The sequence below is a fragment of the Vibrio sp. S12_S33 genome, from assembly GCF_963889785.1.
Lineage (GTDB): Bacteria > Pseudomonadota > Gammaproteobacteria > Enterobacterales > Vibrionaceae > Vibrio > Vibrio aestuarianus.
In genome coordinates this window covers 148576-172597 of record NZ_CAWPQZ010000002.1, presented here as the reverse complement: position 1 = coordinate 172597, position 24022 = coordinate 148576, and the positions used below count along the sequence as shown (strand labels likewise).

Sequence of the window (24022 nt, the reverse complement as noted above, 5' to 3'; positions counted from 1 at the left end):
ATCCATAGATCTTAAAATTCGATTCAGGTTTTACGAACTTATGTCGGAAACAGAACCGTATCAGTGTAAAGTTTAATAAGAAGCATGTGTTGTTGAACATTAAAGTTTGATATGCATATTTCGGAGCATTCCGATCAGTCATTTCGGGATTATCCGATCACCACAAGTGGCAAAAAACTTTAATAGATTGAAATGTAAAGTTAATATCTATGAAAATGCGCTCTATTTCCGTTAGAATCGCTTTATATTGGGCAATACCGTATTAGCTTCGCCCCTCAAAATTTGTAATTTACGTGGTTCTCATGATTATTGATAAAGCTCATATCGAAAAGTTTCGTGGTTTTACAGATGTCAAATTTTCTCTAGGGAAATATGTAACGCTCATTGCTGGTCAAAATGGTACACAAAAGAGTACTTTGCTAGGGATTCTTAGTCAAACCTTTACAATCCCAAGCAAAGATCATCCTTTTTCACACGAAAAGCCTTTGGTAGGTGGAAGTTACCGTTCATCTTTTGCCGATAAATTTAGTTTGTCGCCTAAAAGGGACTTGGCGGGAAACCATGAGTGGACTCTTTATTTTTATGATCATAATTTACACGAAGATATTGGCGAGGATGGTGGATTCACTGTTGAAAGCATACCTCGAACAGCTGATTCCATTCGATTTTGGCAAAAGGGTAAACGAGAAGCAGGAAGTGGCTATATTCAGCTCCCAGTACTATATCTCAGCTTGAAGCGCCTCATCCCTATTGCTGAGGCAGGGAAAGTCCAAGAAAAGGATATAAAACTAACTGATGCGGAACAACGTTGGTTTACCAAACACTACAAGAAAATTCTCTTAACCAGAGATAACGTACAAGCTATTGACTATTTAGAAGGACCTTCCAAAAATACTCTAGGTGTATCAACTGAGCACTATGACTGGCTTTCGAATTCAGCAGGGCAAGATAATCTAGGTAAGATTCTTCTAGCGATTTTGTCATTTAAACGACTAAAAGCAAAGCATCCTGACGATTACAAAGGAGGGATTCTAGCTATCGATGAGATTGATGCGACCCTCTATCCTGGCTCACAAGTGCAACTGTTAGAGCTACTAGCTAGTATTAGTAGTAAAGATAACATACAAATAATAGCAACTACTCATTCACTTCAAATGCTTGAAAAGCTTTCCGAACTGAAAAATTCACGTGGTAGAAGTCAACAGTTCAATACCGTATATTTAACAAAGCAGGACAACCTAATTTTAGTAAACGAAGCACCTAGCTTCGAGGATATTCTACACAATTTAAATGTTAGTATAGGTCGAACTGAAATAGTCAAACAAATATCTGTTTATACTGAAGATAAAGAGTGCATTCAATTTACAAAAGCATTATTGCAAGGAAATAAGTTAAGCTTAAAATACGAACCATTAACAATGGGCTGTAATAATTACCTAGAGCTAGGAAGAAAAAAAGTACCTAGTTTTCAACACCCTAACTCTATTGTAATCTTGGATGGGGATGTCAGAGGCAAGCTACCAAAAGGTCCAGCTACACTTAAAAATTATATATGCTTACCTGGAGAGTTAAACCCAGAGAGCTTACTTGCAGATTTTCTTGACTCATTACCAGATGCACATCCATTTTGGAAACAGAAAAAAAATCATTACTCACATCAAGTCTGCTTTAGAAACTTCGATGTTGAGGAAATAAAAGCAAATAGAGAAACCGCAAAACAATGGTATTTAGAGCAAGTAGAATCTGGAGCTTGGGGAAGAGGAGCTAATAACATCTACAAACACTATTTAGAATCGATACCTGAAGATAGAAAATCTTTTGTAGAGCAATTTACAAATATATATAACTCTTGCCTTTAATAATAAAAATCCCTGTCAAACAGGGCTTTTTATTATTTTATCTCTGTGCCTAATCTTTGTAGTTTTTTAATTTCATTGAACGTCACATCAGGCTTAAAGAAAACTTTACGAGTTATTGGGCTATGAATGATAACCTCCGATCCCTTTCGCTTCGTTTGTGCCGTGTATGTTAATCCAAATTCCTGAGGTTCAAATTCAGCATAAATACCATAAATTTCAGGTGTATTATCATACGTAACAATCCATGGATGCTGTATATTCCTCACACTCCTAAATAAACGATAGTGATCATCATGTTCAAAAAAGTTTTGATATAAACCCTTACCTTTTACATAGTAAGGTGGATCTATATTGACGAGGCATGGCCCCTCTATAGAAAAAAGATATTCATCTATAAACTGCGTGGCATCAAGATTAGTTAAAACAATATTATCTTTATATTCTGAGATAGATCGAATTTGTTCGATCAACCTATCTTTATTAAATCGACAATCAAGTAGATAATTACCATTTTGTTCCAGACCTCCTATTACACCAGCTTTGATGATTCCAGAGCGATTTGTTCTATTAAGAAAAAGCGTCGCAAATCCTAGCTGAAGTGAATTTGTCCGATAATTGGCATAGATTGCTTTCTGCCTGTGCCATTCTTCAATAGTTACTTCAGTATCTTTAATAAGTTGACATAATTCATCAGTACGATTTAGAACACTGAACCAAAAGGCGTGAATGGCAGGGTCTAGATCATTAATCCAAACGCTATGTACATGCTTTTCTAGGAGTAAATACCATGCTATTGCACATCCACCCGCAAATGGTTCCACGTACGTTCCGCCCTCAAGCCCATTAAGCTTCAAAGTCTCCACGACATAAGCAGTGAGTTTTGACTTACCACCAGGATACCTTAAAGGTGAATAAAACATCATCTTTCCTTCAATTCAATCAGGACTTTTAGCAAGGGCGTAAGCATATCCCAAAAACCATTTACAAATCTATAATCAATTTTGTGAGTTTCGTGCCCATGCATGTAGCTATTTAGCGTATCTAAACTATGTTCATTTTTGGGCTGAAGAAGCTTACTAATCACTTTGTTCGCTTGAGAGTCATTCATATGTTCATCACATAAGAATTTTAGTCGCTGCTGTAAGATCGTGTGATTGTAATCTTTCTTGTATTGTGTGGCCACACTCTTCTCTAACCCATTTCGTCGAATAAAGTCATCTACTGATAGATCTAGAAATACTCGCAAAGTAATTGACGCTGAAAGAGTGTATAGATGTACTGGTACTCTTTTTAATTCACTAAATAAACTGTTAAGTTTCGCACTATGTACTTTTATCGTGGTCTGAGGAACAACCATACGACGTCTATCATTTTTATTCTTGACGTTAACAAGATTAACATCTTTGGATGCTTCGTCACCATTGTTACTCTCGTGCTCTTCTTGGTTGCGTTCATCAGGTAATGGAACAACGAATTGGTTATCCCTCTCTTCAGACACTTCAGACACTTCAGACACTTCAGACACTTCAGACACTTCAGACACTTCAGAAGATGGATTCAATATCTTTTCTTCTTGTACGCTAGGAAAAGTGACCTCAGGGAGTACTTTAAAAATCTCCTCGTTCTTTTCTGGGATGGAACGAGTGTTTACAACAAATTTTAAATCATTCGGCTCAACGTTGAACATCAACTTCAAAAACTTACCGTATGCATGTAAAAAACTATCTTCATTAGAAGTAATTTTAACTTTCATACCATCAAACTTAACCCCCCAACGCTCCCGAACAGACTCACTCGCAAACCAGCGCTCAAGGATTGTCATTGATATTCTATTGCTGTATATCAGCTCCTTTTCTTCGGTAGTCATGAGATCTGTGACTTGTTTACGCGTAGCAAGGTCTCGTAACTGAACATATCGTAAGGCTTGTATAATCTCTGAACGAGTAAATCCTGTAACAGATATAATCTTTTCTATATCGTGGTTATACTCATCATATAAACTCACAATAAAACGCTGTTGTTGTAAACGCTGCCAGGGCTTTTGAATTGAGCTTGTCGAATGTCGCTGTAATACATACCACCGCGTAGCTTCAAGACTTGGAGCCACGCACACTTGAACCTTTTCGATATCATTACGGCTGATCAATTTTGACTGCTGCAAGATAAACTTACGTATCGATATAGGGGCCTTATCGGGGTTTCTGAGTAATTTGAGAGCTAAGATTCGGCGATTCCCCTCAGCGACCACATAGCGATCACTATCATCTTTCCAGACAACTATAGGCTCAAAGTCCATAAATCCAAGTTTAATAATTGACTTAATAAGCTCAAAAAAGCTCGCTTTATCAGAAGGTTCACTAATAATGTCTTCTGCAAAATCAGCTAACTTTATTCTTGATTGACTTTCTGCTGTATCAAAACGTGGATTTTCTTTCCATAGCTTAAGATAATCAACTGAGCGTGGAGTACGCTTTTCCCACCACTTATTTTTATTGTCAACCATGTCACATCAACCTTCAATCCAATATACAACGAGATGATATACATACATAGGTGTATGTTAAGCACATTTTTAATTATTTGAGACGTTTACTATCTTCTAGTGCAGACCTTTACTACAACTAAAAATAAAAAGGCTCTTCCTTTTGTCTCTGCAATAGCTAATTGGTTTATCGAAAGCCGACCTATTCTTGCACCATTAAGGTAGTAGCTCCTTAGCATCACAACCCAAAGTCTCCGCAATCTCATACAACTTCTCAATCGTGAGATTGACTTCACCGCGCTCAATGCGTCCCACATAACTTCTATCTATCTCTGCGAACAACGCGAGTTTATCTTGAGTTAACCCTTTGGATTTCCTAATTTTTGCAATGCGTTTGCCCACAAGTGCTGCAAGCTTCTTGTTCATGTTTTTTATTTATGAAATTAATTTGTTGAACAATTGCACAGTTGCGGCATATAACTCCACGGATTATAATCCCCAAAATCATCAATAAAGGCCATTTTTTGAACACATGAAGATAAAAATCAGAAAAGAGTTATTTCTCGCCATTTATTACAATGAACATTTCTCTGCTAATGACTTAACGTCCTTTCCAATAGACTGTGATGAGAAAGAATACTTATCAGATGAATACGTCGAAAAAAAATTGAAGGAAATGTCGCTTATCGGCGCAGTCCTGTCGTGCGGTTTCGATCAGCATGGAGATGAGTTGTTTTCCAAAGGTTTTATGTTTAACCATACCGACTGGGAGGTTGTTGATTACGACAATTACAGTGAGGATTCCAATTACCTTTCTCTCAAAAAAGAAAGTCTCTTGACGATTTTGCAAGATAAACAGTCAGAGCTGTCAGAGTCCAATTCTCTTCATCAAAGGGCATGGAAGCATTTCAATCGGTTGTGTGCGCAATACTCCGAGCTTAGACCATGCATAGAACAATACATCTCAGAACATGACAATCGTAGATTGGATATCAAAGCCGAAATGCTGGCAGTAGAAAATGCAATTAACCTCTACAAAAACACAGCCCAACTAGAAGAAAGTGGGAGCTAATTTGCACAATCCTATACTTTACGTACATGCCACAAATAACAACATGCTCGTGGGGCAGTTTGTCCAACAGTCGAAGACCAACGGGGCATTTTCATACTCTGATGAGTGGTTAGCATATGATTCAGCTTTCCCTATCTCGTTAAGCCTGCCGCTCGTAAAGGGAGAACGCTCATCATTTAATGCACTGAATTTTATGCATAACCTGCTTCCTGACTTGGAAGAAGAACGATTAAGTATTGCTCACTCGGTCGGTGTGCAATCCAACGATGTATTCACCTTACTCTCAAAAATTGGTCACGATTGCACGGGCGGCATTTCATTTACTGAGAGTAGGGAGCCGCCAAAGATAGGGTGGAAATATCGAGAGATCTCGGCAAGTGAATTAAATGAACTCGTTACCCAGCGTAAGTCATTTCTTCCATTCTTTGGGGATTATCGACCTTGTATTTCGGGAACACAGCGAAAAACAACGTTAACTAGGTTGAACGGTAAATGGTATGTACCTCAAGAGAAATCACTAAGTAGCCACATTATCAAATTCCCAATGGATGTAATTGCGCAAAGCAACTCAGTATTAGATATGAGCGGCAGTGTTGAGAATGAATTCATCTGTACTCAAATAGCGAAGGAACTTGGTTTTAAAGTCCCAGATATTGAGATAATAACCGCAGAATCAGGAGCTAAAGCCCTTGCAATAAAACGGTTCGACCGATGTTTTGGTGACGGAGTTGTGACTCGTAGACACCAAGAAGATTTCTGCCAGATTTTTGGTGTACCTGAACATCAAAAATATCAATCGGAGAACAACCTAAGTGTCTCCAAAATTGTTGATGCTTTAAGTCTCTCTGCGGAAAGCAAGGTGAACAATTATGACTTTTTTAAGTTCATGATTTTACAGTGCCTTCTTGGAGCCACTGACGGTCATCTCAAGAACTTTTCCGTGCATATTGCTCCTGGCGGACACTATCAGCTCGCACCGTTCTACGATTTGCTATCAGCTTATCCTGCCGTCGGTGCTACTGGGTTAAATAAGCGAAAGTTAAAGCTAGCTATGGGACTGAAAGCATCACGAGGATACAAATACCATATCAACAAAATTTGCTTACGCCATATAGAGCAGACAGCTAATCAGTTCGGTATCAGCAATACGAACTGTCATGAAATCATCTCTGCCTTTCTCGCTCAATTTAGTAGCGCACTTAGCTCTGTAGACAATCGATTTCCTGAAAAGGAGTTCACGTTAGTAAAGGATGCAATATGTCAACATGCCACTGAAATCGTAGGAAAGTTAAACAGAACAATCAAGTAAACATCTTGGGTAATAATTTTTGCCCTTTTTGTACATATACTCGTTAGTAGTGAGGGAAAGATGACTGAAACCACGACCAATGGAAGTAACACGACTCTTGATTTGAAGCAGTCTTTCGCTCTGTTAAGTGTCGATAAGAATGGAATCGTAACGATGAAATTTGGTGATGAAGTAACGGTTTTTATGAACGACAAATGCCCAGCAATCGCAACAGATTTGTTAAAAGTGATCGCGTCAATAAAAACGGGAGCAGCTAACAATGGAACGTGAGGAAGATAAGAGTAATGATCTAACAGAACCTTCTTGTGAAAACCTGGGCGTAGCTCGCTTTTTAGCCTTAATCGAAAAAGACATCGAGCAGCATACAGACAAATTAGTTTTTCCTTCTCACGAAATGAAAGATGAATTGGGCGAGGTCGTTGGAAACTGTTCAGCCGATTTAGATGGCGACTATTAGGAGTGAGGATGGTATGAAAGCAACAATCGGCATTCTATCAGAAGAGCTTGCTCGTAAGCGCATGATTCGGATTGCAGAAGGAAAAGTGACCTCTAAAGAACAATACCCTAAATTTTTGTTTGAGTCACTGGCTGATCTTTCACTACTGCTGTCTAACGAAAATGTTGATCTGCTGAATTTGATTGCTCGCGAAAAGCCAAACAGCCTTGATGACCTTGCTGAAATAAGTGGGCGCAGTATCAAGGATGTTACTGATACCTTTGAAGCTCTGTCATCTAAGGGCTTTGCTTATCTGGATGTGAGGGGAAGTGAATCTCGACCAATAGCGTTGTTTACGACATTCGAGATCGTTATGGGCAGGTCCCTTTTACTTTGAATCGCTAACACACAATTGGACAATTATCAGTTTCGGAAAATCGAACATTAGCAAATCATGAATAACTAGGGGTATGGAAAAGTTGTTGTGAAGTGCCAGTGCGATGAATAACATCGCACTGGCAAAAAGGTTGGACTAGGGTGCTCACTAAGTGACGTTACGTTAAATACTGGTTCAGAATTAGATCCCTAAATCAGCATGGTAGTTAATAAGCGTAGTGTGTACATACTCCTGATCAGAAAGGATATTTTGATCTTTCACCGTCACTGCATGTATGTATTTTTTTACATATTTCTCAAACTGGTCTGTAACATGCTTTTCTTTCCCTACTAACTTTTTACCTGCATCCTTAACCTTCAAGTTAAAGTTTTCATCACTTACATACTCTGGTTTTCGAATTAACAAAGCTTTTGAATAATCAAGCCCCATCCCCTTAATCCAGCGATTTTTGGTGTTTTTTAATAAAATGTAAGATGCTGAGTGAGTGACATTACTTCTCACAGGAATTGCGAACATCAAATTATTAACTGTAATGTTAACCACCCCATGCCCACGAACTTTCGTTTGATCCCAAAGACCATCATCACTGTAATAATCTAGAGCATTCTCAACTGTAGGGTTTTCATCGTAAAAAGATGCGTTTAGTTTTTTTAGTTCCATATAAAATCCATAAACGAAAAAGCCCTGAACGAGTCAGGGCTTTTAAGGTAGTTAATACAAGGAATTTGAGTTTTTAACGTGGGGATGTTCCTACCGCCACAAATAACTGGAATTTGAGTTTTTAACGTGGGGATGTTCCTACCTCCACAACTACACTCTAAATATACACGTCACTGTTACACCTGTACAGAAAAATCCACCCACCCTAAGGTAAAATTAGGTAGTCATTATTGGTCATATGTTAAATAGCCCCAAAAGCCCCTAAAAACACCTCACTGGAACGCCTCAGACGCTCTAGGCTCGTTTTTAAGCACTCACTATGTCCTACTGACCCAGAAATCGGGCTGAAAGTTTGTGACGCTTTTCAGGCGATTTACAGGGTAAAAATCAGCAAGTCTATTTAAAACAAAAAACTCCCTCTAAGGCGTGTTTTTGTCATTTTTCTTGGCAAGGGGGTGTGAAGCCCAATGGAACGAAAACGTACGCTAAGCTTTTTTCGCCATTGAACGCTCACTTGCCAACTTTTTAGCAACGCGAATTAGGGGTTTTGCGCCCATTTCAGCGAAAAGTCCAATGTAAGCCGTTAGCCCTTTATTTATAAGGGCTTTGGAGGAGGACTGGTTGGGAAAGATCTTAATTTTTACATTAAAGTAGCGAACTTTTTATGTGGGAAGCACAGCTATTACCTTACAGCTCTAGCACGTCTCTGGACAGAAATGAGCTGGTTCGTTGGAATGCCTTTGCCTACTTTGGATAATCTGGGTTTAGTTAAAATAAAGCTGACGACTTTAATAAACGCGATTTAAGAGTGGGTAAAACCCCATCACTCATGATTGTAGTAGCTATATTTATTCAAATAATGAAATGATACGTATCAAAAGCTGACCTGTAGACGGTGGACTCTTTTATTTGAGTGAGTATGAGACGATTAAGAAAACAACAGTTTTCCGATATTTTGTTTTTTAGGCAGTTCGAAGTTGCTTCAGGCTTCTAGTATCATTACTCTTTTGATAAATCACTCATGAGTGTTGATAGCGGGATATAAAACACAATCCCAGCAAAGAAAGTAACTATCTGAGCTATGTAAAAGTTGAAGTTAACATCAGGTATCAACTGAAATCCGATATACATTGCCATCGACAAAATAGACACAACAAAAATGTATACCTGATAAGTGCTGAACCTATCTCTTTTCTTGTTTTTATCAGGTACATCAAGTGTCTTAGCTAGTAACTGTCCGTACATGATGGAGGTCGCTAGAGAGAAGTCAGACAGCTTTAAGAAGGACATCAGCTCATTGTTAAGTATCTTTATCAAGAACAGCACCAGAAGCGGCAATGCTATGAATACCGCTTCTTTCTTAGCCGTGTCATAACTTCTAGTCATTTTCTAAGTCCAGTGTGAACTGCTTTATCTCACTTTGCGGGATAACTCGAATCACTTTTAAAATCTCAGTTTCATATGATGCTTTTTTCTTGAGTTTGTTCGTACTTCTCTTCGTTCTTACTTGAACATGCAATGCATCACCAGGCCATATTTGTTCTTCATGATTCGACCATTTTTTGAACCATTTCTCGTCTAACATTTTCGCGCTGAATTTCTTAGGTTTGCGTGTATTGCACTCAAAGTCCCATTGTAGATTCTCAACATAAGACGGACGACGAACAATGAACACTTCTTTCGACGGAAAAGGCTGAACAGTATCTTCAAAAATTTGGTCTCCCGTTCGCGGGCAGGAGAAATCTTTATTAATGTCATCAAAGTCTAGTTCACGACCGAATTGAACCAAATCGGATGTTGAAAGCATACCTTTGGCTTTGTAGATTTTATTCAATGCGTCTGCCACATCTATTAAGTGAGCATCACCCTCACAAGTAAATTGCTCGAAAGATGATTCATTTGCAGATGCTGTTTTATAAACGTTATCCACGAACTTTCGTACATCATTTTCTGAATCAATTTTATTAGCAGTGGCGATTTCTTTTCTTACACCATTATAGATGCCGTCAAAGATTCTATTCAGCTTCGCATTGAGAACTTTATCTTTAAACTTTGTACCAATATCAGCGATACAAGAGCCTTCGCGAGTACTCTTTAATGAAGAAATAAACTCTATGTCTTTGCCGTAGCCTTTGATAAAAGCTTCTTGAAGCTCGTTGAACCCTTCGATGAATACAGCCATTGCGTGAAAGACTCGTTCTGGTCTTCCCTCTGTTTTGTCGAAGTCGATTCGGATTGAGTAGCCAACAGACATACAGTTCTCCATTATTTAGTCTATTAGATTTTCACCTGTAACTAGCAGTGACACAAGTAGTTTGCCGTTGCATATTAACGCAAGTCCATCAAAAGCAATAACAGGAGTAAGATATCAATATGAAAATTAACACTATGCCACTGAGGATATAGACATTACTCTAGTAGTAAATTTTTGATGTTTTAGAGGGTAACGTGGACATACGAAGATTTATTGAACTGTATCGAAATCACCCAGTACTTTTTGTTGGTGCTGGCGTCAGTCTTCGATACTTAAACAACTCATACACATGGGATGGTTTGCTCAAGAACATTGCTATCGAGCTAACAGGCAACGGTGAGTTCTATCTTGATATCAAGTCACAGTGCCAAGTAGATGGTAAGTACGACTTCACTAGGGTTGCTTCTAAGCTTGAAAAAGCATTCAACCAAGCTTTGAGTGAAGACCGTCACGGCAAATTCAAAGCGGTGAATGACATCTTCTACGAGGAGATGGAAAAAGAGAACAACTTGAGCCGCTTCAAAATCTATATCTCGCAGCTACTAGGTGAGCTAGATTATCGCGCAGTAATGGCAGACGAGATTGCCGAGTTAAAGAAAGTTCGTAAGAACATCGGTTCTGTTATCACGACTAACTATGACCGTTTGATTGAAGATGTGTTCGGCTTTCAAGCACTAGTAGGTAATGACATCTTGTTGAGTAACCCGTACGGATCTGTATACAAGATTCACGGCTGTCATACTGATCCGTCTAAAGTGATTATCACAGAAGACGATTACAGTAAGTTCAATGATAAGTACGAGCTTATTCGTGCTCAACTGCTTTCCATCTTTATTCATAACCCAATCATTTTTATGGGCTACGGTATCGGTGACGAGAACATCAAGAGTCTGTTGAAGACCATCTTCACTTATGTAGAACCTAACTCAGAAGACGCGGAACGTATTCGCAATAACTTCTTACTAGTAGAGTACGAGCGTGGTTCAGCTTCGCATGAAATTTGTGAGCATGATATTGACCTTGAGGGCTTCTCTACAATTCGAATCAACAAGGTCAAGACCGATGATTTCTTGGAAATCTACAAAGCACTTTCTGACTTGAATCTACCTGTTTCTGCAATGGACATCCGAAAGGTACAGGGCATTGTGAAAGAGATTTACTCAGGCGGTAACATCAAAGTAAGCATCACAGAAGACTTAGACTCGCTTGATAATAACGCTAAGATTCTTGCTATTGGTTCAAGCAAGACGATCACTTACACCCATCAAGACGCTTCAGGAATGATGAGTAATTATTTTGATATCATCGACGAAGCTAACGCTCAGCTACTAAAATTGATTAATAAAATCAATATTGCTAGCACTCAGTGGTTCCCTATCTTCGGATTTCATCAAGTTTGTCCAGATATCGCTAAAGCTGAGACGCTAAAAGCACAACAAGTGGCTAAGCTTGAAACTTATCTAAGGACTTTGAGCGCTAATGTTCAAAACACTCTGACAAGCATTGATGAAATTATTGCTGAAGAGTGCATAACCACAGCTAACAAAGTTAACGCTATTCTCTGGTCTGTATTGCATGGACACTTAGATTTGAGCGAAGTCGAAGAGTTCTTACTAGCAATGACAGATAAAAAAGACACTCACTATCGTCGTTTGCTTTGTGCATATGACTATAAGAAGTACGGAGCAGAATAAAAAACAAGCAAAAGGGACTCTAGCGAGTCCCTTTTTAATATAAATACCTTAGCTACTATTAACATAACTCAAAATAGGTCGAATCAATTTGTAGGAAAACATGTCTTATTACTTTGAATAACATGTTTGGGGGCAAAAATGCGTCAGATAAACGCATTGGGACAATGGCGTGAAAACATCAAACCAGTTGGCTCAAAGGTGGGTAGATTTCAGACATTATGTGTATAATATCCGCAAGCTAAGCTTCATCATACTTACCCGAATCTAATTCAGTGAAAAAATAATCGCCATCCATTAAGTCATCTTCTGTGATATCTAAAAAACGAGAACAAACTAACCTCATTTTCTCTTCTTCCGTAAGAGAATCGTTTTGCTCTAGCCCTAACTCACCTGATGCTACATTTGCAATTTCATTAGCGTGTACAGTAGAAGGGGTCATTCCCTCTAGAAGTTCTTTCTCTGATGGCCGCATTTTGCTCATTTTTCTCTTCTCAGCACATGATGACATTAGATAATGTATAGCATAATGAGTTACCAGCAAAATGCTGTAAACCACTCAACAACAAGGTTTGGGGCAGATCCGAGCTAGCTCAAAAGCTCTTTCAGGTAGCTATTCCGCTTATGAGAGTGGCTTGGTGCTTTGGTGATACTCTTCATATCATCGCTACTACCAACGATATGAATTTCACTTTCAGCTCTCGTGATTGCCGTATAGAGCCATGCTCTATCAACTATTCTTCCGTTTTGTAGGGCGATGATGATACGTGGAAACTGTGAGCCTTGGGCTTTGTGTAAGGTGATGGCATAACCTAATTCCATACAGTCTAGGACGGATTGTGTTACCTCGATCTTATCACCTGTATCTAGTGTTATTTCACCGTAACTATCACCAGAATGCTTTACGCTAGTTAGTGTGCCAAGAGAGCCGTTCTGAATGCCTTTTTCGTAATGATTCTGAGTGAATAACACCGCATCATTGAGGCGAAGTGGAAGAAAGAATTTGTCACCATTGATTGCGAACTCAAGGCTGGTACTATCTGGGTTAACTGCTTGTTGAGTGAGTTTATTTATTTCTGATGCTAGTGTCTTTGTTGGAGCCATGACACGACTGCTATCAGGAGATTCTTGGTAAAGCTCGCAACAGACTTTGGAAATGTCTGTTTTACTGGTTTCGTGAAAGTGTATTGCACCTGTGCTTAATTGTTCAGGCATCGCACCTTGATTAATGAGCTTTGAATATTCGGGGATACCCGTCGAACCTTCTTGTCTCTTGACGATATCTAGCATCGTATTAGCCACCGTTTTTGCTTCAACGATGTCTGCCAACACCTTGCCGCAGCCGATTGGTGGAAGTTGGTCAGGGTCGCCAGTGAATATCAATCGTACAGAGGGGTGAATGTGATTCACAAGACGATACATGGTTGGCAAGTCAATCATGCTTGCCTCATCAATCACCAGTAGGTGATTTGGTTTATCGACACTGGGTTCAATAGGGTCTTCACGGAGCAATTTGGCAATGGTTGAGGTAACAAAGCCGATGGACTCATGAAGTCTCATTGCAGCACGGCCACTGAGCGCAATGGCGTGTATTTCAAATCCAAGTTGATGGTAAGCCCTGAGAGCTGTTCTGAGTACCGTTGTCTTGCCTGTTCCTGCACCGCCCGTAATACAGCTTACCGAATTATCTAGACACGTTGTTACGGCTTCGATTTGTTTAGGAGTTAATTCGTAGGGAAGCTCCGCAGCCGCAGAGCAATACGCAGCATTGGCGTTTTCATCAAACAAGTCATTTCGCTTAATCAGTGTATTTAGCCGCTTGGCAACGACACTTTCCATCAGAAGTTGCGCAGTTGGATGGTAGGTTCCTGTGTCGGGATTTAAAATGTACTGGGCTTTATCATGACCTGATTGGAACGCTTGAGTGACTAGCACTTTGTCTTTCAGTAACTTGTTGAGATAAGGGCGCACATTAGCATGAGTGGTGTAGGTGTGACCTTTTTCAATCTCTTTTCGAATCGCCATTTCCAGAGCAGCGCTGAGCCTTCTTGGATCATCCTGCGCAACATCGGTCTTAAAATTCGTTACCTTGATAATACCTTCAATGGCACTGAACGAAAGACCAAAGCCCATCAGAGCATAAGGATTACCCTTGATAACATCGATGGAGGCTTCACCGTGATGCTTGAGCAGCCGTTGCTGCACACTGGCAGGGATTTTGTGCTCACTCATCCAGTTGCAATGCGCCAAATTTTTGTATTTGGCGTACCCTCTATAGAGTGCTTCTACTGAATCTTCACTCAGAATCGATGTCAGGTACTTTCTGGATTCTGGGGTGTCATTTCTTAATGTGGCATGGAATTCTTTCCCCAAGAGCTGCCAGAGCGCCCTAGCTTTGCTTTCGCCAATACCCTTGAAGTCACTTTCTCTGGCGATGAAGCGAATCAGTTGCTCACCTGTTTCGGGCAAGGTGCATTCAACATGCTCTGGCGATTCATAAGTGTGCTGCTGCATCACATAATCGCCTACCTCCATGTTTTCTATCTGGCGAGCGCCTTTGACTGACCAATGCTGACCCAGCGTTGGAAGCACAGGGATGCTATCGGGGTCGGCTTTGATAGTGACATAATACTTCCCACTATTGGTTATATAAGAGTCCTTCGCCAGTGGCACACCAGTGAATATCACTAAATTTTTAGAGTGAAAAGGGATACTAGTTACGCGCACCTGATCTTCATGCAAAATGGCGCTCATCGTGGCATCAACCCCATTTCGGATAATGTTTCAGAAAGTTCACCAAAGCGCTCAAGTCGTTTTTCAAGCTCCTTAACTTTGGCTTTCAATTCGATATTCTCAGCCTCCAATGAAGACACCCGCTTTGAATCAAGTAGTCTACGGTTAGCTGTATTATCGTAGGCTTTGAGTGTATCCACATCCTTGCTGGCAGTGTCAATTAAAGGTGGCAGGACACCTTTATTGCGCAGTTCATCTTCTAATTCTTTGACTGATTTTTTGAGGGCAGGATTTTGAGTAAGAGCAGACTTACCGCAGCCAATAGCTTTAGCTATTTCACCACGATTGAGCTGTCCTCTGAATATAATTTGAGTAAAATCATCGTCAGTTTGGGTAGCAGCCCAAATGTCAAAAGCTGCTACGATTCTCTTTGCTTTTTCCTGACCATTCGCCATATTAAATTGCAACCTCAGCTTTGATGGCTGCCTGTGGCTCATAGCCTATTAACTCAAAATCTTCTAATTTGTAATCGTAAATAGAATCTGGCTTTCTATTCAGTTTAAGCGTTGGAAGCTTGGTAGGCGTACGAGACAGTTGCTCTTCTACTTGCTCAATGTGATTATTATAAATATGTGCATCACCAATCGAAATAATCAGATCACCTACTTGTAAATCACACTGCTGAGCAAGCATGTGAACCCATAATGCAGCCTGTGCAACATTGAAAGGATGCCCAAGGAACAAGTCATTTGATCTAATCGTCAACATTAAGTTTAATTTATTATCAATAACTTGGAATTGATACAAGAGATGACAAGGTGGAAGTGCCATCTTGCCCTGTCGCACATTTTCATGCGGAGACAGTTTTTCACTAGGAAGATATTCAACATTCCAGCCATGGAATAAAATACGTCTGGATGTAGGGTTATTTTTCAATAAATCAACAACATAGTCAATTTGATTAATGGTTGAGCCATCTTTACATTCCCAGGCTGTCCACTGTTTTCCATAGACAGGACCAAGAGAGCCGTCCTCTAACGCCCACTCATCCCAGATTCTCGCATTCAAGTCATTAATGTTGGTGCTCCCAGAAATAAACCATAACAACTCATTCACCACACCTTTGAAGAATACTTTCTTCGTGGTTAGGAGTGGGAATCCCTCTGACAAATCAACACGATACATGCGACCAAATACTGAACGAGTTCCTGTTCCTGTCCTATCATCTTTTTGTGCGCCATTTTTTAAGACGTCATTTAATAATTCTAAATACTGTTTCATACTGCTTAATTAACCTCAATTCAATACATTTTTAATTTGATTAAGTTCTGCTTTAAGAGCGACGACCTTCTGTCTCTCCTCGCTTAGCATTTGTTCATATACCTTTCTTGATTCGGACATTTTATCAAGATTTTTCTGTAGTTGTTTATTGCTGGTATCAAGAGCACTACATTTCTGAAACCAGTAAACTAATTCTTTTTGAGCATTATCCAGTGAATCTTCAAGAATTTTCTTTTGAGTAGGGATCTTTTCTTTCTGCTCAGCTTTCTTTTTCTCCAGTCGATTCTTTTTTATCTCTTTAAGTCGTACTTTCGGGAACTCTCGCGCACTTATAGTATTTCGATGAATCCCTGTAAGCTCAGCTAATTGAGTAATCGTCGGACTCAAATTTTTATTTCTCTCTATCTCATCAATTTTTTCGATAAGAAGTTTTGTATTTCTTTCATAGTCATCCTGATTCTTCTCATCATAAGCTTCAGTCATAAGATTATTTCCTCATTTAAATATTGAAGAACCATCTTAGCTTCATTCATCGCTTCTAAGATCTGGTCAGTACTATCTGCATATTCAGGCTTATGCAGATTAGCTTTATTAGAAAAATACACATCTCTCCATTTCTGAGCGTTGGATTTAGAAACAATTGCATTACTACAACGAATAGGATTACACCTTAAAGAACCAATACATGGGATATTTTCATCAAAATCTTCAAATGCACCACCGTAACAGAAACCTTGACCGACATTAATAAGTGCAATCCCTTGTTCAGCAAGAGCTTCGAATATCTCTTCTTTCGAATAACCTGCTTCTATGTAACCTCTAAAGGCCTTTTGTAGTCTCTCCTTATGCTCTTTACCTTTTCCTCCGAGATAAATACCATCAGGATCCATTGTAGATTTTATGGCTTCTAGCTCAGCCTGATGACGCAAACCTCTAGTACCATAAGCGAGCTTGTCTCCGATACTACCGTAGTCGATAGTAACCTCGCTAACTCCTCCTAATTTCGAGTGTTTTTTTACAGCATCAACAAAATGTTTTAATTGATATGAAATAAATGAAAGACCTAAATCGGCTCGGAAAAGTTGATAAGCAAGGGTATGCCTGATCATATAAGTATTAAACTTCAACCCATTAGGATTACTGGTGCAAAAAAAAGCTTCTAAGAGCAAATTAATTTGATGTGAAAAAGAAGAACTCGTTAGTTGTGCTAAAGAAGATCCAACTTTTGCCGTCTTTAGTGACGAAAAAAGATAATCGCTTTGATGAATTTTATTTAGTAAGCTCAATGCAGATAGTGCATCTTTCAAACAGGGGATTACTATCCACTTATCATCAAACAGTCCTTTATAGAGATTTTCTCTATGCTTCAACACTCTACTTTTAATTAAGGCGATACCACCTTCTTCACAAAAACAATTAATCGGAACTTCTGCTAATTCAGAGGGACGCATACCTGTAAATTGAGCAATCAAATACTGACATGCATACTTAATAATTCCTAAATGATTCTTAATCTCTTGAAACGAGAACCCCATACTATTAATGCGTTGGATCATTATAGCAGGGCTAGCAATACCATTACGACCAGACGATAATTGATTATTTTCGATATCATCTAGCTGTGAGGATATAAAGTCATAATCATATTTCGCAGCATTTAATCGTAACGCGGCATAAGCATTAAATGAAGTATGATCAATACCTTTATCAATACATAGTCCAAGCCCATGCGACTCTATCCTTAAGTGTTTTAAGGTGATTTTATCTTCTGGTTCTATACCTTGAGATAAGAGAAAATCAGTTATTATAAGGCTAGAATAAAGTACCAGTTTTTCATAAACCTGATCAGGTATTATTTTCTGAGCTGGTATGATTTTAATATTACCACTAATCTTATTCCAGTCAAAAGTTTCTGAAAGGTCGCTCTCGATCATCTGCCCAAAAATATTCTTCTTTGCGAATGAATGATTTAAGTTTTCCAAAAATATCTTACAATCAGTACAATATGCATAATCATGTACAGTAGCAGCTTCTTCAAAGATATCCCTTCCCACTTCTGTTAAAGAATAATGCTCTCTTTGTATATATTCAGAACCATACTTTGAACTTAAAGTACTGTATACAGTATCAAGAAATGCCAATCCATCTTTTGTCACTTTCACAAGAGTGTTGGGTTTAATTACTTTCTTTTTTCTTCCATTTCTCATGAAAGATCCTGGATGAAGCATATAGAGATGTGTTACACACTTAACTTCAGTGATAACAAATTTTGGTATGTTTTCGTATTTGTCGTAATCAATAACAAGATTCGAACCTCTACAATTAACCGACGAGCCATGTGCATCTTCGCTATAATCCCAAATGCTATCAATGAATTGTGATTTACTCGTAACTCTTTGATACATTAAACTCGCGAGATATTTGGATATCGCACTATCAGGTTCTAGAGGTTTATCTTCATACATGTGCTTAAGGATCAACATTCGATACGTTGTAAACTGTTTAAAAACTTCCAACGTATTCTTCTGACTTTTAGTATTCATGCAGAAACCCCATCTACTACCACCGACGTGTCTATATGCATTGACAGTTTTTCAGCTTGCTCTAAGTCATTTTTACTAAATTCAGATTTTCCTGGATTTAGTATTTCGTCCAATAGAAACAAATTTTCTTGAATAACTTGACCATATGGTGTATCACTTAATCTACTTCGCTGATTAAGCTCTGTGTAATCTCTTTGCATAGCAAACAACTCAGGAAGGTGAACTTTAGAGATCATTATGTTGTCACAACCTAGACACCTGTTGTAATTGCCACATGGTGTACCTGCCACATAATTTTTTGATTTTTTTATAAAGTCAGGTGGATTAAAGATATTCTTGCAAGCAGCTAATGGTGTCTTGAATACTACATTTCCATTAAAATCACTGCCTTTTTCGACCTTCTCGTTTCCATCTTGATGATTCTTACAATTGCTTAGCGCATTCTCATGAACCAACTCTAGCTTTAACTTAACCTTATTCCTCGCCAACTTATTAAAATCAAGTTTATCCAAGTAAGATATTGTTGTTATTATGGTCGAATGTCCTAACAGTACCTGTATATCTCTGATTGATGCACCTAGTTCAATCATTTCACTTACAAACGTAGGACGGAATCTTGCAACATTTAATTGAATAGCCTCATTATTAGAGTCACGTAAATTGTGCTTTTCTGAAAATGTTTGAAGTGATTGATAAATAGAATTGAACCGCACTCGATAGACATCTCCTCCAGACACACGTTCATAGATAAACAGATAACCTTTTACTTCATCTGGTGCAGAATCTCGAATTCGCTTTGTAAGTACCTTTATTTCAGAAAAGATTTTTCTGACTTCAGAAGATTGTTTAATTGTGAGCCAAGTTAGTTTTGCATCAAACAAGTCCACCAAATCTAATTGATACTCCTTTTCACCAGTAGAGCGTTCTTTCCAATATCGTAAACATGGCTTACCTGTAATATTGTGCTCTTCAAGATAGTCATCTAGTTGAAGTTCAATTAGTGATTCCAAGTTTAGACCTGTAACTTGTGCTAAACGTAGTATATATGGCAGAATAAAGTCCATATTTGTCAATGAATTAACACCAAATCGAGCATAAACTTCATGCAATCTGCCAAGCTTACTCATGGATTTTATGAATGCTATTTCTAAGGGGGCTTCAGTTCGTGTATTAACAATCTTTTGGTTTAACTTATTTTCAAACAACCATTTGACATTGTTTTCGTTCAATAATGACCAATTAACTCGATTGTTACTGTCAAGAGGATCATGACCATCAACGCTTTCTTGATATGGTTTTAATAATTCTCTGCGTTCATTAAGTTCACTATGTATTGCATCAGATATACATCTCCTTTCAAATTCAGTAAAAGGCCGATAACGATCTGTTACTCTCTTAGAATCAAAACCTTGAGCATCAAGAAATGGCTCTAACTTTAACTGATTGATGTGTTTAGTTTTATCCAATGCTTTTCTGAGACAACTTAATAAACCATTTGAGTAAGACGGTGAAATTTTTTTGTCAACAACAAGTTGTTGAAGATACGCTTTATAGTTAATAACTGTATATTCATTAAAAAAATCAGCTATATACAGATTTTCACTTCCTCTATATGACATAAGGTAGCTGGAATATTTATAGTAAGCATCTTTCAAACTATCTTTTGCAGATTTTGACTTTGATTCTTTTAGGCAACGAGCAAAAAGTTGCTGAATCTGTACGAAAGGTTCATCGTCTGTCGGTTCTAAAAAATCATCAATGCTACTAAGAGTTAAGTTTGACAAAAATAACCAGTATTGTGACTTTTCATCTCTCTTGATTCGAAACTCTTTATCTTGTAATTCTCTACGTTGAGAATACGATAAAAAGACCTCATCAGGCTCAACGATCCCTTTACTACAAAGCTCATTGTGTATTTTTTTAAGAACATCGCTAACAGCCAAAGATTGTTTATAGATCGAGTATCCAGTACATATTTCACTAAGATAAGCTCTAGAGACTTTATTATTATAAATAGGTATTTCTCGTAGTTGATTTTGAGTCAATCCATCAAACCACAAAAAAAGTTCTCTTCTTGCATTGGTCGCACCTGCTGGTTCATCAATATAAACGATGCCAGCTTCAATCATCAATGGTATCACTGCATTAATTTCATATTTAAGAGTATTATATGTAGCTACCGTAATACCAAATGCATTTCTTGCCCACTCTGCTGAAACAGCGTAATGGTTACAACCATCTTTGTTAACTTTCTTAGTTACTACTGGGATTTTCCACAGAAGTGTGGACTTTCTAGATACTCTTTTAACCCACTTCCGAATGGGCTTTCGGTAATCTTCTGCGACTTGCCGTTCTGTTTTATTCCGTTGAGTTCCCGAGTAATTCTTTCTGACGATAGAACGATAATCTCTGCGAATTTGTTTAAAAGCTAACTGTATCGCTTTAGATGATCTAAATTTTCGATATGAGTGAGATTTTACCACCTTACTAAAAAGCGGCATTCCTTCTTTTAATCGTAATGATGCTTTTTCACTTTTAGATAGTTGATTATATTCAGATAGTAATAAGCGTCTTGCTTCATTCGCACCGCTAGATTCACCCTCGATCAAGATATCAGCATCAATCATTGCCTGAATTACTCTGTCAAGCTGAGCTTGTATTAATGGGTTTCTCTCTGCTGCTTTTCGATGTACAGGAACTTGCTTTTCTAACCAACTTTTATTAATACCCATACCATAATGATTCAGTTTAGTGCTGTAGACTGGTATACACCAAAGAAAATCAATATCCTTAATAACGGTCTCAACCCATTCTGAAATAACTTCTAAATTCGAAAGGGGCTGTTTAACCGTCATTTTCTATCTCCTATTAGAATCTTAATTTTTGTCCTCTTTGTAAGAAGTTCCATTTTCTTTGCTTTGGTCAGTACCTCGCCGTCTTTATCTAACATTTTTTGATATATATCGACTGGTATTCTGGTATAAGTATTTTGTGTAGTTTCGATCTTAGAGTGTCCCAATGTTTTAGAAACATTGACTAAACGATCTAGATAGTCATCACCAAAATCTTTCGAATTTAGAACTTCATATGCATATCCATGTCTGAGCTTGTGCGGAGATATCAATTTCAAAATTCGACCATTTGCTAAAGCTTTGTTACTGAGTTTTTCAAGCAAATTATCTATAGACTTTGCGTTAATCCTTTCTCCATGAGAATTTAAAAATGCAGGTGTTAACTCAGGGTGTCTCCGATAATCATATTTTCGAGCATACTTTTTATAAAGAGGGGATGCATGATAAGCCTTAATTCTATTCAATGTTGCAATACTTACGACAGCAACTCTTGGCTTTATTTGTCGAGATTTTCCTTTGGAACCAGCGATTATTATTGGAATATAGCCACTGGGTGATATGGCTTGATCTTTACTAACGCCCCATAATTGCGATTCTGTAAAACGTAGTGCTTCTTGTATGTCACTTAGATTAATTCTCCCAAGTTCTGATCGGCGTACTCCAGAATCGAATATAAACTGCAATATTAAACGCTCTCGCTCGTATTTTGAGCTTAACATCAATTGTTCAAGGTCTATAATATCACAAGGTTTTACGATATTTTTCTTGGGTGATGGAGTCATAAAACCGCCCTCGCAATATGGATTGTCATCACGAAGAGCAGGACGTTCAGATGTAGTCTTACACAAGAATTCATCAAAAAAAGCTTTTAAAGATGCATCTCTATTTCTTATTGTAGAGTCTTCAATTCCATCAGATTGTAAAGATGAAAAATAGTCTTCAAGAACAGCCCTACTAACAGTCAGAAAATGCTGATCTAGTTCAAAGTGCTTAAATTCAGATCTCTTACTCAAATATGAGAGTATATACGACAAATTTCGGCCATATGTTTTGGCCGTTGTATCTGCGTTTTTGTTCTTTGTTTGACGTTCACACAAGAATGCCGAAATCAAAGGCAAGATTTGCATTTTCTCATTTAGAACTATAGTTCCGTCAATATCGACAACAGACTCATTTAGATCCACGCCATCCAACTCATGAAGCAAAGAGTGAGCTAAATTAAGTCGTTGTCGATTTACAGATACTACTTTCACACTATGCACCTCGATTGCACCCTAACTATAGAATACAATCGCACTGTGCAAAAGTCAAACGATGGACATAAACAAAAGGTAATGAAGAAATATCGTTTCGACTAATTACCTGATATATACGTACTGTGCAAAAATTTCAAGAGGGGAAAAAAGCAGTTCTGCAACCGCCGCTTTCCAAAAACTTTTGCGGGTTGTCACCAAAGGAAAATGGTTATTGCCAACATCATAAGTAAGATCTGCATTAACCACCGTTAAACACCGCTTTCCGGTACGCTCATTTTCAATCCAAATTCCGTCGTCTACGATTCGACGACAAAGATCTAAATACTGTTTCACTCTAATTCCTTACTTAGCGATTGCATCTATGTAGTGGCCACGCTTGTAAGCCCAAACCATCATCAACACTCCCAGAATTACCATAGGTAGAGATAGAATTTGCCCCATGGAGATAAACCCACCAAATAAACCTAATTGCGCGTCCGGCTCACGTACATATTCAACAAGAAAGCGAAATGTACCATATCCAGCTAAAAATAATCCGGAAACCGACCCTAGCGGCCGTGGCTTCTTGATAAACCAGTTAAGGATGAAGAACAAGACAATCCCTTCCAGCGCCATTTCATACAACTGAGATGGGTGACGTGGCACTGGTCCACCATTTGGGAAGACTATCGCCCAAGGTACATCCGTAACTCTGCCCCACAATTCACTGTTCATAAAATTACCTAATCGCCCCATACCAAGCCCAAATGGCACTAATGGTGCAATAAAATCAGCAACCCCAAAGAAAGTGCGACCATTTTTCTTCGCATACCAGAACATCGCACTAATCACACCTAATAGACCACCGTGAAAAGACATCCCTCCCGTCCAAACTTTAAAAAGATAAAGTGGATCATCGAGGAACAATTCAAAGTTATAGAAAAGTACGTAGCCAATACGACCACCGACAACTACTCCTAGAAAACCAGCAAAAAGAAGATCAGATACTTGTTCTCGAGTCCAGCCGCTGTTTGGTTTGTCCGCACGGCGATTCGCTAACCACATGGCAAATACAAAACCGACTAAATACATCAAGCCATACCAACGAATGGAGATTGGCCCAATGGCAATTAAAACGGGGTCAATATTAGGAAATTGAATAAAACCCTGAGACATAAATGCGCTCTCTTATTAAGCAAGTAATAGATAAATAATGAG

At 38.5% G+C, this 24022-nt stretch carries 22 protein-coding genes and 1 pseudogene; 7 read left to right on the top strand and 16 right to left on the bottom strand.

What is annotated here, in order from left to right:
• The first annotated feature begins 302 nt into the window (after nt 1-302).
• Entirely contained in the window at nt 303-1859 is a 1557-nt protein-coding gene (locus AACW06_RS01825; RefSeq protein WP_192073749.1) for an AAA family ATPase, read from the top strand.
• 32 nt (nt 1860-1891) lie between these two features.
• Here the strand turns inward: AACW06_RS01825 and AACW06_RS01820 are convergent, their stop codons facing one another.
• The 3 genes from AACW06_RS01820 to AACW06_RS01810 form a co-directional block, all read right to left on the bottom strand.
• Entirely contained in the window at nt 1892-2782 is an 891-nt protein-coding gene (locus AACW06_RS01820; protein WP_238336608.1) for a DNA adenine methylase, read from the bottom strand.
• Nucleotides 2779-4362: a ParB/Srx family N-terminal domain-containing protein gene (locus tag AACW06_RS01815; protein WP_192073748.1), complete on the bottom strand. Its 1584-nt coding sequence runs from the start codon at nt 4360-4362 to the stop codon at nt 2779-2781. Before AACW06_RS01815 ends, AACW06_RS01820 begins: the two co-directional genes overlap by 4 nt.
• 195 nt (nt 4363-4557) lie before the next feature.
• Entirely contained in the window at nt 4558-4767 is a 210-nt protein-coding gene (locus AACW06_RS01810; RefSeq protein ID WP_192073747.1) for a helix-turn-helix domain-containing protein, read from the bottom strand.
• Nucleotides 4768-4873: 106 nt separating this feature from the next.
• On the opposite strand from AACW06_RS01810, the gene AACW06_RS01805 reads away from it, so the two are divergent.
• The 5 genes from AACW06_RS01805 to AACW06_RS01785 are packed head-to-tail and all read left to right on the top strand — an operon-like array spanning nt 4874 to nt 7555.
• Nucleotides 4874-5413, top strand: a complete 540-nt coding sequence (locus AACW06_RS01805; protein WP_192073746.1) for a hypothetical protein — start codon at nt 4874-4876, stop codon at nt 5411-5413.
• 1 nt (nt 5414) lies between these two features.
• On the top strand, nt 5415-6722 hold the full coding sequence (locus AACW06_RS01800) for a HipA domain-containing protein (RefSeq protein WP_192073745.1): 1308 nt from the start codon (nt 5415-5417) through the stop codon (nt 6720-6722).
• A 60-nt stretch (nt 6723-6782) separates the two neighbouring features.
• Complete coding sequence (locus AACW06_RS01795; protein WP_136980313.1) at nt 6783-6992, top strand: hypothetical protein; 210 nt, start codon at nt 6783-6785, stop codon at nt 6990-6992.
• Nucleotides 6982-7179, top strand: a complete 198-nt coding sequence (locus AACW06_RS01790; RefSeq protein ID WP_192073744.1) for a hypothetical protein — start codon at nt 6982-6984, stop codon at nt 7177-7179. The genes AACW06_RS01795 and AACW06_RS01790 overlap by 11 nt, the downstream gene beginning before the upstream one ends.
• Nucleotides 7180-7192: 13 nt before the next feature.
• Complete coding sequence (locus AACW06_RS01785; protein ID WP_095661243.1) at nt 7193-7555, top strand: HVO_A0114 family putative DNA-binding protein; 363 nt, start codon at nt 7193-7195, stop codon at nt 7553-7555.
• Between the two features lie 180 nt (nt 7556-7735).
• Here the strand turns inward: AACW06_RS01785 and tenpIN are convergent, their stop codons facing one another.
• The 3 genes from tenpIN to AACW06_RS01770 all read right to left on the bottom strand — a co-directional run bounded on the left by tenpIN (nt 7736) and on the right by AACW06_RS01770 (nt 10469).
• Nucleotides 7736-8215, bottom strand: a complete 480-nt coding sequence (gene tenpIN / locus AACW06_RS01780) for a type III toxin-antitoxin system TenpIN family toxin (protein ID WP_017042795.1) — start codon at nt 8213-8215, stop codon at nt 7736-7738.
• A gap of 999 nt (nt 8216-9214) precedes the next feature.
• Complete coding sequence (locus tag AACW06_RS01775) at nt 9215-9601, bottom strand: hypothetical protein (protein ID WP_088721514.1); 387 nt, start codon at nt 9599-9601, stop codon at nt 9215-9217.
• Entirely contained in the window at nt 9594-10469 is an 876-nt protein-coding gene (locus AACW06_RS01770; RefSeq protein WP_045591519.1) for a hypothetical protein, read from the bottom strand. Before AACW06_RS01770 ends, AACW06_RS01775 begins: the two co-directional genes overlap by 8 nt.
• Nucleotides 10470-10663: 194 nt before the next feature.
• Between AACW06_RS01770 and AACW06_RS01765 the strand changes: the two genes are divergently transcribed.
• Entirely contained in the window at nt 10664-12163 is a 1500-nt protein-coding gene (locus AACW06_RS01765; RefSeq protein ID WP_045591518.1) for an SIR2 family protein, read from the top strand.
• A 238-nt stretch (nt 12164-12401) separates the two neighbouring features.
• On the opposite strand, the gene AACW06_RS01760 is transcribed toward AACW06_RS01765, so the two are convergent.
• The 10 genes and pseudogenes from AACW06_RS01760 to lgt form a co-directional block, all read right to left on the bottom strand.
• Nucleotides 12402-12644, bottom strand: coding sequence for a hypothetical protein (locus AACW06_RS01760; protein ID WP_136998840.1), 243 nt, complete (start codon nt 12642-12644; stop codon nt 12402-12404).
• 104 nt (nt 12645-12748) lie between these two features.
• The gene (locus tag AACW06_RS01755; protein WP_192073742.1) at nt 12749-14914 is read right to left on the bottom strand and encodes an AAA family ATPase; all 2166 of its coding nucleotides are present in this window, start codon (nt 14912-14914) and stop codon (nt 12749-12751) included.
• Nucleotides 14911-15348: a VPA1267 family protein gene (locus AACW06_RS01750; RefSeq protein WP_192073741.1), complete on the bottom strand. Its 438-nt coding sequence runs from the start codon at nt 15346-15348 to the stop codon at nt 14911-14913. The genes AACW06_RS01755 and AACW06_RS01750 overlap by 4 nt, the downstream gene beginning before the upstream one ends.
• 1 nt (nt 15349) lies before the next feature.
• Nucleotides 15350-16174 (bottom strand): thymidylate synthase, encoded by an 825-nt coding sequence (locus AACW06_RS01745; RefSeq protein ID WP_192073740.1) that lies wholly within the window; start codon nt 16172-16174, stop codon nt 15350-15352.
• A 15-nt stretch (nt 16175-16189) separates the two neighbouring features.
• Complete coding sequence (locus AACW06_RS01740) at nt 16190-16657, bottom strand: hypothetical protein (protein WP_192073739.1); 468 nt, start codon at nt 16655-16657, stop codon at nt 16190-16192.
• Nucleotides 16654-18717, bottom strand: coding sequence for a tyrosine-type recombinase/integrase (locus AACW06_RS01735; protein ID WP_192073738.1), 2064 nt, complete (start codon nt 18715-18717; stop codon nt 16654-16656). Before AACW06_RS01735 ends, AACW06_RS01740 begins: the two co-directional genes overlap by 4 nt.
• Nucleotides 18714-21572: a site-specific integrase gene (locus AACW06_RS01730; protein ID WP_192073737.1), complete on the bottom strand. Its 2859-nt coding sequence runs from the start codon at nt 21570-21572 to the stop codon at nt 18714-18716. The genes AACW06_RS01735 and AACW06_RS01730 overlap by 4 nt, the downstream gene beginning before the upstream one ends.
• Nucleotides 21569-22822, bottom strand: a complete 1254-nt coding sequence (locus AACW06_RS01725) for a tyrosine-type recombinase/integrase (protein WP_192073736.1) — start codon at nt 22820-22822, stop codon at nt 21569-21571. Before AACW06_RS01725 ends, AACW06_RS01730 begins: the two co-directional genes overlap by 4 nt.
• 150 nt (nt 22823-22972) lie before the next feature.
• Nucleotides 22973-23158: pseudogene (locus tag AACW06_RS01720) on the bottom strand (thymidylate synthase); the annotation flags it as partial.
• A gap of 9 nt (nt 23159-23167) precedes the next feature.
• Nucleotides 23168-23980 (bottom strand): prolipoprotein diacylglyceryl transferase, encoded by an 813-nt coding sequence (gene lgt, locus AACW06_RS01715; protein WP_192073735.1) that lies wholly within the window; start codon nt 23978-23980, stop codon nt 23168-23170.
• Between the last annotated feature and the right edge of the window lie 42 nt (nt 23981-24022).

Excerpts from the sequence above, each read along its gene's own strand:
- AACW06_RS01825 (WP_192073749.1), top strand. The coding sequence starts at position 303 with ATGATTATTGATAAAGCTCATATCGAAAAGTTTCGTGGTTTTACAGAT.
- AACW06_RS01820 (WP_238336608.1), bottom strand. The coding sequence starts at position 2,782 with ATGATGTTTTATTCACCTTTAAGGTATCCTGGTGGTAAGTCAAAACTC.
- AACW06_RS01815 (WP_192073748.1), bottom strand. The coding sequence starts at position 4,362 with ATGGTTGACAATAAAAATAAGTGGTGGGAAAAGCGTACTCCACGCTCA.
- AACW06_RS01810 (WP_192073747.1), bottom strand. The coding sequence starts at position 4,767 with ATGAACAAGAAGCTTGCAGCACTTGTGGGCAAACGCATTGCAAAAATT.
- AACW06_RS01805 (WP_192073746.1), top strand. The coding sequence starts at position 4,874 with ATGAAGATAAAAATCAGAAAAGAGTTATTTCTCGCCATTTATTACAAT.
- AACW06_RS01795 (WP_136980313.1), top strand. The coding sequence starts at position 6,783 with ATGACTGAAACCACGACCAATGGAAGTAACACGACTCTTGATTTGAAG.
- AACW06_RS01790 (WP_192073744.1), top strand. The coding sequence starts at position 6,982 with ATGGAACGTGAGGAAGATAAGAGTAATGATCTAACAGAACCTTCTTGT.
- AACW06_RS01785 (WP_095661243.1), top strand. The coding sequence starts at position 7,193 with ATGAAAGCAACAATCGGCATTCTATCAGAAGAGCTTGCTCGTAAGCGC.
- tenpIN (WP_017042795.1), bottom strand. The coding sequence starts at position 8,215 with ATGGAACTAAAAAAACTAAACGCATCTTTTTACGATGAAAACCCTACA.
- AACW06_RS01775 (WP_088721514.1), bottom strand. The coding sequence starts at position 9,601 with ATGACTAGAAGTTATGACACGGCTAAGAAAGAAGCGGTATTCATAGCA.
- AACW06_RS01770 (WP_045591519.1), bottom strand. The coding sequence starts at position 10,469 with ATGTCTGTTGGCTACTCAATCCGAATCGACTTCGACAAAACAGAGGGA.
- AACW06_RS01760 (WP_136998840.1), bottom strand. The coding sequence starts at position 12,644 with ATGAGCAAAATGCGGCCATCAGAGAAAGAACTTCTAGAGGGAATGACC.
- AACW06_RS01755 (WP_192073742.1), bottom strand. The coding sequence starts at position 14,914 with ATGAGCGCCATTTTGCATGAAGATCAGGTGCGCGTAACTAGTATCCCT.
- AACW06_RS01750 (WP_192073741.1), bottom strand. The coding sequence starts at position 15,348 with ATGGCGAATGGTCAGGAAAAAGCAAAGAGAATCGTAGCAGCTTTTGAC.
- AACW06_RS01745 (WP_192073740.1), bottom strand. The coding sequence starts at position 16,174 with ATGAAACAGTATTTAGAATTATTAAATGACGTCTTAAAAAATGGCGCA.
- AACW06_RS01740 (WP_192073739.1), bottom strand. The coding sequence starts at position 16,657 with ATGACTGAAGCTTATGATGAGAAGAATCAGGATGACTATGAAAGAAAT.
- AACW06_RS01735 (WP_192073738.1), bottom strand. The coding sequence starts at position 18,717 with ATGAATACTAAAAGTCAGAAGAATACGTTGGAAGTTTTTAAACAGTTT.
- AACW06_RS01730 (WP_192073737.1), bottom strand. The coding sequence starts at position 21,572 with ATGACGGTTAAACAGCCCCTTTCGAATTTAGAAGTTATTTCAGAATGG.
- lgt (WP_192073735.1), bottom strand. The coding sequence starts at position 23,980 with ATGTCTCAGGGTTTTATTCAATTTCCTAATATTGACCCCGTTTTAATT.